This is a genomic window from Rahnella sp. CFA14(1/10) (genome assembly GCF_004195095.1).
Lineage (GTDB): Bacteria > Pseudomonadota > Gammaproteobacteria > Enterobacterales > Enterobacteriaceae > Rahnella > Rahnella perminowiae.
The window spans coordinates 89,447-101,421 of record NZ_SEWS01000013.1; the positions used below are offsets into that span (position 1 = coordinate 89,447).

Below are 11,975 nucleotides of genomic sequence, written 5' to 3' on the forward strand. Positions count from 1 at the left end.
ATGGCAAATTTGAAATTACAGGCAGTGACCAAATCCTACGACGGCAAAAACCAGATTATCCAGAGCATTGACCTGGACGTCGCTGACGGCGAATTCATCGTGATGGTCGGTCCTTCCGGCTGCGGAAAATCCACCCTGCTGCGTATGGTTGCCGGGCTGGAGCGCACCACCTCCGGTGATATTTATATCAACGACCAGCGCGTCACCGAACTGGAACCGAAAGACCGCGGCATCGCGATGGTATTTCAGAACTACGCGCTGTATCCGCACATGACCGTGTTCGACAACATGGCATATGGCCTGAAAATTCGTGGCTTCGGCAAGGCGCAGATCCTCGACCGCGTCGAAGAGGCGGCGCGTATCCTGGAACTCGGCCCGCTGCTCAAACGCAAACCGCGTGAGCTTTCCGGTGGCCAGCGTCAGCGTGTGGCGATGGGCCGCGCTATCGTGCGTGAACCGGCGGTATTCCTGTTCGACGAACCGCTGTCCAACCTCGATGCCAAACTGCGGGTGCAGATGCGCCTCGAACTGCAACAGCTTCACCGCCGTCTGCGCACCACCAGTTTGTATGTCACGCACGATCAGGTCGAAGCCATGACGCTGGCTGAGCGTGTGATCGTGATGAACAAAGGCATTGCCGAACAAATCGGTACACCCTCCGAAGTTTACCGCCGACCGGCAAGTCTGTTTGTCGCCAGTTTTATCGGTTCGCCAGCCATGAATTTATTACCGGGCCAGCTGACTACGGATGGATTATCGCTGGTAATGGAAGGCGGATTTGAATTGCCGCTGCCGGTTCCGCGCCCTGAATGGGGCGGCCGTGAACTGACGGTGGGCATCCGTCCTGAACATATTCATCTGACTGATGATACTCAGAAGGGGATCCCGATGGTGCTGAATACGCTGGAACTGCTGGGCGCGGATAATCTGGCGCACGGCAAGCTGGCGGGCAGCGGCGTTGTTGTCCGTTTGTCGCATGAAGTGTTCCCGACAGCCGGATCGCTGTTGCGCTTGGATTTCCCGGCGAAAGCGTTACACTTTTTCGATACTCACAGCGGATTACGGATGGAATGAACATGAAAGCCTGGCCCTATCCACGTATTGTGGCACACCGCGGTGGTGGCGCACTGGCGCCGGAAAATACGCTGGCAGCCATCGACACAGGCGCAAAATACGGTCACACCATGATCGAATTTGACGCCAAACTGGCGCAGGGTGGAGAGATCTTCCTGCTGCATGACGATACGCTGCAACGTACCAGCAACGGCTGGGGTGTTGCGGGGGATTTGCCGTGGGAAAAACTGGCCCAGCTTGATGCGGGTGACTGGTACAGCGCCACATTTAAAGGCGAGAAATTGCCGCTGCTGGCGCAGGTAGCCGAACGCTGCGCATACCATCATATGATGGTAAATATCGAGATCAAACCGACCACCGGAACTGATGAGAAAACCGGCACTGACATCGCGCTGGCTGCCCGTGAATTGTGGAAAGATCAGGCCGTTCCGCCGCTGCTTTCCTCGTTTGAATTCGACGCGCTGGTGGCTGCCAAAAAAGCCGCACCGGAATTGCCTCGCGGCTTACTGATCGACGAATGGCACGAAAACTGGAAAGCACTGACCGGTGAACTGGAGTGCGTTTCCCTGCATCTTAACCATAAATTACTGAACGAAGAACGCGTCAGAGCGATTAAAGACGCCGGGTTGCGTATTCTGGTGTACACGGTGAATAGCCCGGAACGCGCCCGCGAATTACTGCGCTGGGGCGTGGACTGTATCTGTACGGATAAGATTGATGTGATCGGGCCCGATTTTGCCTAGAACCTGGTGTTAAAATCCGGCATCAGGCGTGGTGTTCACCACGCCTGAACTGCGGGTTAAGGCGTCTGGTTCAATTTCTGATTCAGCGTCTGATTATTCTGCTGGATCTGCAACCGTTGCTGATTGCTCTGGATTTGCGATTTCAACTTGAGTTGCTGTTGCTGCTGGCTGTTACGTAAATCCTGCTCCTGCTGGCGTTTCTGCATCTGCTGATTGTTTTGCTGTTGCTGCTGCATGCGTTGTTGCGACGGATTGGTCAGCAGCGGATCGTTAGGATTCGGCACCTTTTCGGCGGCGCTGGCGGTCTGAACGGCAAACAGCAATGGCAGCGCGGCAAGCATTCCATACAAACATTTCATCAGGTCATCCTCCATTTCCGGTCATAGGTTAAGTGTATGCCATCCCGGCGGCAGGCGTGTGATTTGAGCGCACGATTCCCTCAAAGCGTGGTACGGCTCTCGTTTGCTCAATAATTAAACATACGTAAACCATCTTCGTACTTCGCGGTTTCCCCCATTCCGTTACAATCGTGCATCTTTCCCTTTTTCTCTGACAAACAGGGCGTAGCTGCCGTGCCTTTACTCATCATTACCACCATTTTGTGGGCCTTTTCCTTCAGCCTGATTGGCGTGTATCTGGCCGGACAGGTCGACAGCGTGTTTTCCGTATTAGTCCGTTTAGGGCTGGCGGCGCTGGTTTTTCTGCCTTTCCTGCGCTGGAAAGGCCATCAGCTCACCACCATTTTGCTGTATATGGCGGTAGGGGCGATGCAGCTCGGTATCATGTATCTCATCAGTTTTGAGGCCTACCTGTATCTGTCGGTACCGGAATTCCTGTTGTTTACGGTAATGACGCCGCTGTATGTCACGCTGATTTATGACCTGATCAGCGGACGGAAAATCCGCATGGGCTATGCGCTCAGCGCACTGCTGGCGGTGGCCGGTGCAGCGATTATCCGTTACGACCATATCAGCGAACATTTCATCATCGGTTTGCTGCTGGTGCAGGCGGCGAATATCTGTTTTGCCATCGGGCAGGTGGGGTACAAGCGTCTGATGGAAACCCGTCCGGTGCCGCAACATACGGCGTTTTCCTGGTTCTATCTGGGGGCGTTGCTTTGCGCAGTGGTGGCGTGGTTCCTGTGGGGGAATCCGCAAAAACTGCCGACCACCCATCTGCAATGGGGGATTCTGGTGTGGCTGGGGATCGGGGCTTCCGGGCTGGGATACTTTATGTGGAACTACGGGGCAACGCAGGTTGATGCGGGAACGCTTGGGATTATGAACAACTTTCACGTCCCGGCAGGGCTGCTGGTTAACCTGGCAATCTGGCAACAGCAGCCGCACTGGCCGAGTTTTATCACAGGTGCCGCTGTGATTATGTCCTCACTGTGGGTACACCGGCGTTGGGTCGTGCCGCGTCGCGAACAAACGGCAGATGATCGCACGCGTGCTGCCGGGCCGAACGAATAAACGCTTCCGTCACAGGCTGACGCTGTTCGCCGTCACGCACGGCGGCGTACAGACGGCTCCATAAGCCTTCGCCCAGGGTTTTGGTCACAACCAGACCCTGGCGCTCAAAACTCTCCACTACCCAGTGCGGTAACGCTGCAATCCCCATCCTCGCCGACACCATCTGAATCAATAACAATGTGTTATCGACACTTTTCAGTGACGGGCTGATACCTGCCGGTTGCAGGAAATGTCGCCAGATATCCAGACGCTGGCGTTGCACCGGATAAATCATCAGCGTTTCAGTGCTCAGATCTTCCGGCGTGATGACCGCTTTGCCTGCCAGCGGATGATCCGGTGCCAGCACCAGACGCACTTCAAAATCAAACATCGGAGAATAGTGCAAACCGCTACGCGGCAGGATGTCGGAGGTTAATACGATGTCCAGCTCGCCCTGTTGCAGTGCGGGCTGCGGGTCGAATGTCACGCCGGATTTGAAATCCATTACTACTTGTGGCCAGTTCTGATGGAAATTATCCAGTGCGGGCGTTAACCACTGAATACAGCTGTGACATTCAATCGCGATACGCAGCGAAGTCTGATGTGGCTCATTACATGCCTGCAATGCCTGCTGAATTTGCGGCAGCACCTGTTCTGCCAGATTGAGCATGATTTCACCCTGCGGGGTAAAACGCAGGGGCTGACTTTTTCGCACGAACAATCTGAAACCGAGGCGTTGCTCAAGGTCACTGAACTGGTGCGACAGGGCCGATTGGGTCTGATGAAGCTGCGAAGCGGCTGCGGCCAGTGACCCGGTGTTGCGCAGTGCTTGCAACGTTCGCAGGTGTTTCAGTTCGATCATGAGTGTCCTTCACTTTGTCATGAATAATTTGCGCTTGTGGAATATACACTACCTGCGGATTATGGATGTGTAAACATCTGGATGGCTAAACAGGACTTAAAAAGATGACGATACTGAATCACACTCTGGGTTTTCCACGCGTTGGTCTGCGTCGTGAACTTAAAAAAGCACAAGAAAGCTACTGGGCGGGTAATGCCACGCAGGAAGAATTGCTGGCAACCGGTCGCGAATTGCGAGCCCGTCACTGGAAACAACAAGCTGAAGCCGGCGTGGATTGGGTCCCGGTGGGCGATTTTGCCTGGTACGATCACGTACTGACCACCAGTCTGCTGCTGGGTAACGTGCCTGCACGTCACCAGAATGACGACGGCTCTGTTGACCTCGACACTTTATTCCGTCTTGGCCGCGGCCGTGCACCGACCGGTAAACCGGCTGCCGCAGCGGAAATGACCAAATGGTTTAACACCAACTACCACTATATGGTGCCGGAGTTCGTGAAAGGTCAGAAATTCAAACTGACCTGGACACAACTGCTGGAAGAAGTGGATGAAGCGCTGGCGCTCGGTCACAAAGTGAAACCGGTTCTGCTTGGCCCGCTGACCTATCTCTGGCTCGGCAAAGTGAAAGGCGAACAGTTTGACCGTCTTTCCCTGCTCAACGACATCCTGCCTGTATATCAGCAGGTGCTGGCTGAACTGGCAAAACGCGACATCGAATGGGTGCAGATTGACGAACCGGCTCTGGTGCTGGAACTGCCTCAGGAATGGCTAAATGCTTACAAACCGGCTTATACCGCCCTGCAACAGAATAAAATTAAACTGCTGCTGACCACCTATTTCGACAGCGTCGGACATAATCTCGACACCCTCCGGGCCCTGCCGGTTCAGGGGCTGCACATTGATGCCGTTGCCGGTCATGATGATCTGGAAACCGTCATCAACGCGCTGCCAAAAGAGTGGCTGATTTCTCTGGGTGTCATCAATGGTCGTAACGTCTGGCGGGCGGATCTCAGCACCTGGTTTGACCGTCTCAAGCCACTGGTTGAAGGCCGTAACGTCTGGATTGGCAGTTCCTGTTCATTGCTGCACAGCCCGATCGACTTAAACGTTGAAAGCCGTCTGGATGATGAAGTGAAAAGCTGGTTCGCCTTCGCCCTGCAAAAATGTGCCGAACTGGCATTGCTGACATCTGCCCTGAACAATCCCACCGCGCAGGCACAACAGAAACTGGCTGAATACAGTGCGCCAATCCGTGCCCGTCGCGAATCAGCCCGCGTAAATAACGCTGCTGTGGGGAGACGTGTGGCTGCAATCACGGCTACGGATATTGAACGTCAGCAGGTTTATACCGAACGTGCCAAAGCACAGCGTGCCCGTTTCAACCTGCCGGCATGGCCGACGACGACCATCGGTTCATTCCCGCAAACCACTGAAATCCGTGGTCTGCGCCTGGACTTTAAACAAGGTCGTCTTGATAAGAGCAAATATCGTACCGGTATCAGTGAGCACATCCGGCAAGCCATCAAAGAACAGGAGCGTCTGGATATCGACGTACTGGTTCACGGCGAAGCGGAACGTAATGACATGGTGGAATACTTCGGCGAACACCTGGACGGTTTTGTGTTCACGCAAAACGGCTGGGTACAGAGCTACGGCTCACGTTGTGTGAAACCACCGGTCATTATCGGCGACGTCAGCCGTCCGGAAGCGATCACCGTTGAGTGGGCGAAGTACGCACAGTCTCTGACCGAAAAACCGGTGAAAGGCATGCTGACCGGCCCGATTACCATTCTCTGCTGGTCATTCCCGCGTGAAGATGTCAGCCGCGAAACTATCGCCAAACAAATCGCGCTGGCATTGCGCGACGAAGTGGAAGATCTGGAAAAGGCCGGTATCGGCATCATCCAGATTGACGAACCGGCACTGCGTGAAGGCCTGCCATTGCGCCAGTCTGAATGGAATGCCTACCTGCGCTGGGCGGTGGATGCGTTCAAACTGAATGCCGCGATTGCCAGTGATGACACGCAGATCCACACCCACATGTGTTATTGCGAGTTCAACGACATCATGGATTCCATTGCCGCGCTGGATGCCGATGTGATCACAATCGAAACCTCACGCTCCGATATGGATTTACTGGAGTCGTTTAAAGATTTCGAATACCCGAATGAAATCGGGCCGGGTGTTTACGACATTCATTCGCCAAACGTACCAAGCGTTGAATGGATTGAAGATCTGCTGCGTAAAGCTGCAGACCGTATTCCGGCCGAACGCCTGTGGGTCAATCCGGACTGCGGCCTGAAAACCCGTGGCTGGCCGGAAACCCGTGAGTCGCTGGAAAACATGGTGAAAGCGGCCAAGCGTCTGCGTGCTGAGAAAGTCTGAGTGAACGCTGACTAGATTTACGTTGTGGTGTTGCTGAAACGTTTGGGGCACTCCGGTGCCTCTTTTTTATGGGGGTCTTCTTTGGCCTGTTAGCTGAGTCACGCAGGGGTAAAAGGGTTGCTGAGCCATGCCCCGGTTCAGGAAAAATACCGTGCGCTCTGCGTCGGCATACCGGCGGCAATACCGTAGTCAGTTGGAAAACAGGGCATCGTCACCATCAGGGTAGAATAATTTTCGTTCCCTGAGGCGAGGAGGCGAGTTTCTTTACCGCTGCCATCACTTTCTCCGGCGTACGTAAAAAGGTGTGAATTCCGGTCTGGACGCATCGGTTATGTGCAAACCGGTCGCTGTTTTCCAGCTGAATTTCAGTGATTAACAGGACAACATCGGCCTGAGCAATGTCGGTTTGTGACAGGGCATTTTCGATGCCCAGTGCACCTTGCGTTTCGACTTTCACCGGCCATTTTTCCTGCAGGCACAGTTTTTCCAGCTTTTCTGCCGCCATATAAGTATGCGCCACGCCACTGATACAGGCGGTTACGGCGACCAGTTTGAGCGACATAATATTTCCCCTGTTTAAAAAGTTTATCCACCGAGCGTCACGTTATAACCGTATTTTTCGGCCATCGTATAAAACGGCGCAACAGTGGCGTCATCCGGCACCTTTATCTTATGCATTGAATACGGTTTATCCAGTAACGGATATTTTGCTTCGCCGTATTTATGGAAAGGCAGCAGATGGATTTCAGTTAAGTTGAAGGGTCGCAGAAAATCCAGAATTTGTTGCATATTTTCAATCGTTAACGTGAAGCCGGGGATCAGCGGTACGCGGGGGATCAACTTAACGCCGCGCCGCGCCAGCGCCGTAAAATTTTGCCGTACTCTCGACTGGTTCATATTCAGAACCGATCTTGCATGAATAGGATCCATTATCTTGAAGTCATACAACACCTGATCGCAGTGATCGGTGAGCGACAGCAGGTGATCCAGCGGCGCATCGCCCGCCGTTTCGATCGCCGTCGTTATACCTAATGCCTGTAGCTGCCTGAGCAACTCACCGGCAAACTCGTGCTGCATCAGTACTTCGCCGCCGGAAAGCGTGATACCACCGCCTGATGAGCGGAAAAATACCTCATCTTTGAGCAGGCGCGTCATTAACTCCGGCAGCGTGATGTCTTCACCGACATATTCCATTGCACCGCTCGGGCATTCGTTCGGATCCTGCAGGCAGGTGCGGCAGTTCAGGCATTTTGCCTGACGTTTGATGATCTGAATGCGCGGCGACATCGATTCAGGGTTGGCGCACCACGGGCAGCGATGCGGACAGCCTTTGAAGAAAACCAGGGTACGAATACCCTGACCATCATTGAGTGAAAAACGCTGAATATTGAAGATACGCGCGTGTCTTTCCGCGGCCTCCCTGACGGGGATCTGCCCGTCAGAGCTGATGTGCGGTGCGGCCGATAATGTCATCCTGGATCTCCTTTGACAGCTCAACAAAAAACGCGCTGTATCCCGCTACCCTGACGACCAGCCCTGCGAAATCCTGCGGGCGTTTTTGCGCTTCGCGAAGCTGCTCAGCATTCACCACGTTGAACTGTACATGCTGCAACTTCAGGCGGGTGAACGCGCAGAGGAAATCGGCCAGTTTATTCAGCCCCTGCCTGCCTTCAAGCGTTGATGGCGTGAATTTCACATTCAGCAGTGTGCCATTGGAGAGCAGTGTGTTGTCGAGTTTACTGACGGATTTCAGTACCGCTGTCGGTCCCTGATGGTCCTGTCCCCTCATCGGTGAAAGGCCGCCATCTGCCAGTTGTTCACCGGCAAAGCGACCATCTGGCGTTGCGCCGACCACTGCGCCCAGCGGCACATGCGCGGAAACCGTATACGAGCCTGGCGTAAACTGACCGCCACGTGGATTGCGAAACTGCCCGACTTGTTTGCAGTAGAAACGCAGCAAATCGGCACTGATCAGATCGACCTCATCAATGTCATTACCGTACTTCTCAAAGCGGTTGATCAGACGGGCACGAATGGCGAGCCCTTCTTCGCCGGCAAAATTCCCTTTCAGAGAAGCCAGTAATTCATCAAAGGTCAGACGTTGCTGATCAAATACCATGCCTTTCAGCGCATGCAGGGAATCACTGAGGTTAGCGATACCGATGCCCTGAACACCGGAAAAGTTGTAACGTGCGCCGCCAGCGGTAATGTCTTTACCGCTGTCCAGACAACCTTCAATAAACGAAGACAGCAGCGGAACCGGTGCCCAGTCGCGGTGGCCGATATCACAGATGTTGCTGCCTTGCGCCATCAGTCTGACGTAATGGCTGATTTTCCGGCGGATCTGTTCCACCAGTTCTGGATAAGTGATCGCCGGGTTGCCCTCGTTCTCATACAGTGCCAGTTCCATGACCTTTAACAGGTTAAACATGGCGATATCGTGCAGCCCGTAGGTTTTTCCGGGGATCGACAGTTCGACGCAGCCCACAACAGCATAATCCCGCGCATCTTCGAGGCGTACGCCACGGTTAAGAAACGCCGGAACCACCACTTCATCATTGAATATTTGCGGAATACCGGTACCGAGACGGATCGTTTCAGCGGTTTTCAGCAGAAACTGACGGTCGATCAGTTCATTGACCCGTACGCCAAGGTTAGGCTGTGGCAGGCAAATGCTCTGATACGCGTCCAGACACAGAAACGACAGCACATTGATGGCACTACGTCCGGTGTCGGTCAGGCCGCCGAGCAAAATGGTATAACCCGTCGGGAAGCCGGCGAAGTAACGTGCGCTGGACATCGAACGCAGCAGCACGATGTCATTGCACTTTATCCACAGGCTTTCCAGCAACTCTTTAAGGAACGCCGGTGATTCACCGTGCGAAAGGGAATACTGATAGAACGGCAACATGTACTGATCGAAGCGCCCGAGCGATAACGAGCTGGCATTGGATTCGATCTGTAAAATGATATTCATGTACCAGAACAGCTGGCAGGCCTGATAGAAATCCTGCGGTTTATTGACTGAAATATGACGCGAAATGCGGGCAATACGTATCAGCTCCTGTTTTCGCGAGGCATCCTGACAGGCTTCTGCTAACCCTTCTGCCAGCGCGGCGTAGCGCAAAATATGCCGCTGTGCTGCCTGTAGCGTAATCAGCGCTGCCTGATAAAAGGTATTATCCGGCGCGCCGGCGACACGCTGCTGAAGTTCTGAAACGACGTTATCCAGGCCAGAATTCAGTAACCGGGGATAATCAATAATGATATGCCCCTGGCCTTTGTCTGTCTGGTTGATACTGAATATCTGCATTTTGGTGGCAGCGGTGACATCTTCCGGCATCTGACTGTTGATGAAATCTTTCATCGAACGCGATTCCCAGTAAGGGAAAAGCTGTGTGCGGTAAATCTGTTTATCCTGCTCCGAAATGTTAAAGCGGTCCTGTGGACGGGCTGAAAACCCATCCAGTTCTTCCAGCAACCAGTAGGGGTCCATTTCAGGAGAGATGATCCCCGCACGCGGTTTGACCGTACGGTTACCGGCAATCAACTCGCCTTCACGCAGGGCAATCTCAACGTTATCCAGAATATGTGCCGTGGCCTTTGCGCGGCGCAGAAGCGTAGGTTCGCCTTCTGTGCTGCGGTGACTTTCGGTATACAGCAGGGCACGTTCCAGCGAAATTTCACGCGGGCTGGCGAACAGTGCGGCTTTCAGACGTTCTGTGCGGGAAGTCATCTCATTCTCCCTGGCGTCAATCCGTGATGGCAGCGTTGGCGAGATGTGCTGCGATTTTTTCCATGATGGCATCTGCCCGTTTTACGGCATCACTGATGGCCACACGCACCGTGACTTTACCTCTGAAGCGCTCTTCCTGTTTGATGCCAATGTCTTTCGTCAGGATCACGATGTCTGCCGCCGCCACATCTTCCGGCGTCAGTTCGTTTTCCAGGCCGATTGAACCCTGCGTTTCAACTTTGCATTCCCAGCCTTTAGCTTTTGCCGCGCGTTCAATCGCTTCAGCCGCCATATAGGTATGAGCAACACCGGACGGGCACGCGGTTACAGCAATAATGTGAGTCATGATGTTTTCCTTTGGGTTCAGTTAATTTCGAAGTCCAGATCAAGTTCTGATTCCTGACGCGTTTTTGCCGACTGCTTTTTGGCGGCCAGATATTTCAGCGTGTTGACGCACAGTGCCGTGACAACCATGCCGACCAGCAATGCACCGATATACCCCAGTTTTCCCTGTACAACCGGCAACACAATCAGTCCGCCCCAGCCGGCATAGCATTGCGCGCCAACCAGAGCTGCTGTCACCGCCGCACACACTGAACCAGCCATGATGGCAGGAATGACACGCAGCGGGTCAGAGGCGGCAAAAGGAATAGCACCTTCGGTGATGCCGACGCAGCCCATCAGCATGGCGGCTTTGCCCGCTTCGCGCTCTTCAGTGGAATAATATTTACGGCCAATCAGCGTGGCGAAACCCAATCCCAGAGGCGGTGTTGCGATAGCCACGGCGGCAATGGCCACCACGGTATACACACCCTGTGCCACGCAAATCAGCATGAAAGCGTAGGCAACTTTATTCACCGGCCCGCCCATGTCGAAGGCCAGCATCAACCCCATGATGATGGCAAGCACAATAATGCTGCCCTGCTGCATGCCTTGCAGCCAGTGAGTCAGGGAGGTGGTCAGCAGACCAACCGGTTCGCCCAGTCCCCACATCATCACCCCTGCTGTCAGCAGCGTACCGATAATCGGGATCACGAAGATCGGCATCACCGAGCGCAGGATCTTCGGTACGCGGATCTTTTTAAGATAGAAGACGATAATGCCACCCAGCAGGCCAGCGATGATCGCGCCAAAAAATCCTGCACCGAATGACGCACCGACCCAGGCACCGATGGCAGCAGGAGCCAGCGCGGAACGATCCGAGATGGAATAGCCGATATAAGCCGCCAGAAAAGGCACCATCAGGGTTAAACCAGCGACACCGATATCAAACAGCTTTTTCAGGTTCGGATCGGTTGCCGCATCCGGTACGGCACCTTTGCCATACAACATCACGGAGACCGCCAGCAAAATGCCGCCTGCGACCACAAAGGGGATCATATGAGACACGCCAGTCATCAGATGCTGGCGGGTATTTTTTAGAATAGTGATCAAGTCTTTCATGATGAACTCCACGAAAACCGGTGCCGGGCTAAAAATCGCAAATATCAGGGTTTCATTTCAAAACCGCAGATACAGAAAGGCTATCGACCACAACAATAGGCCGCTGCTGATAACGCTAATAGTGGACAAATTTGTGTTTTACTGGACTTTTGTAATGTCCTGCCAAAAATGCGAGCAGGTTCAAATAAGCCGAAATAAAGCGAGGTTTGTGCGCTCGTTTGCTGTGTGAGCTGCTTCGCAAAAAATGACAGATATTACATTTATCCAGTGTTTGTCATTTTT

11 protein-coding genes are annotated in these 11,975 nt (G+C 53.7%); 4 read left to right on the forward strand and 7 right to left on the reverse strand.

What is annotated here, in order from left to right:
• Together EVX52_RS22475 and ugpQ are read left to right on the forward strand one after the other, a co-directional pair.
• A complete protein-coding gene (locus EVX52_RS22475; RefSeq protein ID WP_129992162.1) occupies positions 1 to 1,074 on the forward strand; it encodes a sn-glycerol-3-phosphate import ATP-binding protein UgpC in 1,074 nt (357 codons plus the stop codon).
• Positions 1,075 to 1,076: 2 nt separating this feature from the next.
• Positions 1,077 to 1,817, forward strand: coding sequence for a glycerophosphodiester phosphodiesterase (gene ugpQ, locus EVX52_RS22480; protein ID WP_129992163.1), 741 nt, complete (start codon positions 1,077 to 1,079; stop codon positions 1,815 to 1,817).
• A gap of 56 nt (positions 1,818 to 1,873) precedes the next feature.
• Here the strand turns inward: ugpQ and EVX52_RS22485 are convergent, their stop codons facing one another.
• Complete coding sequence (locus tag EVX52_RS22485) at positions 1,874 to 2,176, reverse strand: DUF2756 domain-containing protein (protein WP_015699075.1); 303 nt, start codon at positions 2,174 to 2,176, stop codon at positions 1,874 to 1,876.
• Positions 2,177 to 2,389: 213 nt separating this feature from the next.
• On the opposite strand from EVX52_RS22485, the gene EVX52_RS22490 reads away from it, so the two are divergent.
• On the forward strand, positions 2,390 to 3,289 hold the full coding sequence (locus EVX52_RS22490; RefSeq protein WP_129955173.1) for a carboxylate/amino acid/amine transporter: 900 nt from the start codon (positions 2,390 to 2,392) through the stop codon (positions 3,287 to 3,289).
• On the opposite strand, the gene metR is transcribed toward EVX52_RS22490, so the two are convergent.
• Positions 3,195 to 4,130, reverse strand: a complete 936-nt coding sequence (gene metR, locus EVX52_RS22495) for an HTH-type transcriptional regulator MetR (protein WP_129955172.1) — start codon at positions 4,128 to 4,130, stop codon at positions 3,195 to 3,197. The genes EVX52_RS22490 and metR overlap by 95 nt on opposite strands.
• A gap of 104 nt (positions 4,131 to 4,234) precedes the next feature.
• Between metR and metE the strand changes: the two genes are divergently transcribed.
• A complete protein-coding gene (gene metE / locus EVX52_RS22500; protein ID WP_129992164.1) occupies positions 4,235 to 6,514 on the forward strand; it encodes a 5-methyltetrahydropteroyltriglutamate--homocysteine S-methyltransferase in 2,280 nt (759 codons plus the stop codon).
• A 217-nt stretch (positions 6,515 to 6,731) separates the two neighbouring features.
• Here the strand turns inward: metE and EVX52_RS22510 are convergent, their stop codons facing one another.
• From EVX52_RS22510 to EVX52_RS22530, 5 genes are read right to left on the reverse strand one after another with little or no spacing between them, the layout of a single operon-like run.
• Positions 6,732 to 7,076 carry a PTS fructose-like transporter subunit IIB gene (locus EVX52_RS22510; RefSeq protein WP_129955170.1) on the reverse strand — a complete coding sequence of 115 codons (345 nt, stop codon included), beginning with the start codon at positions 7,074 to 7,076 and terminating at the stop codon, positions 6,732 to 6,734.
• A 23-nt stretch (positions 7,077 to 7,099) separates the two neighbouring features.
• Positions 7,100 to 7,987, reverse strand: coding sequence for a [formate-C-acetyltransferase]-activating enzyme (locus EVX52_RS22515; RefSeq protein WP_129955169.1), 888 nt, complete (start codon positions 7,985 to 7,987; stop codon positions 7,100 to 7,102).
• Positions 7,953 to 10,250 carry a formate C-acetyltransferase gene (locus EVX52_RS22520; RefSeq protein ID WP_129992165.1) on the reverse strand — a complete coding sequence of 766 codons (2,298 nt, stop codon included), beginning with the start codon at positions 10,248 to 10,250 and terminating at the stop codon, positions 7,953 to 7,955. The genes EVX52_RS22515 and EVX52_RS22520 overlap by 35 nt, the downstream gene beginning before the upstream one ends.
• A gap of 16 nt (positions 10,251 to 10,266) precedes the next feature.
• Entirely contained in the window at positions 10,267 to 10,596 is a 330-nt protein-coding gene (locus EVX52_RS22525; RefSeq protein WP_129955167.1) for a PTS fructose-like transporter subunit IIB, read from the reverse strand.
• Positions 10,597 to 10,613: 17 nt separating this feature from the next.
• Positions 10,614 to 11,693 carry a PTS fructose transporter subunit EIIC gene (locus EVX52_RS22530; RefSeq protein ID WP_129992166.1) on the reverse strand — a complete coding sequence of 360 codons (1,080 nt, stop codon included), beginning with the start codon at positions 11,691 to 11,693 and terminating at the stop codon, positions 10,614 to 10,616.
• Between the last annotated feature and the right edge of the window lie 282 nt (positions 11,694 to 11,975).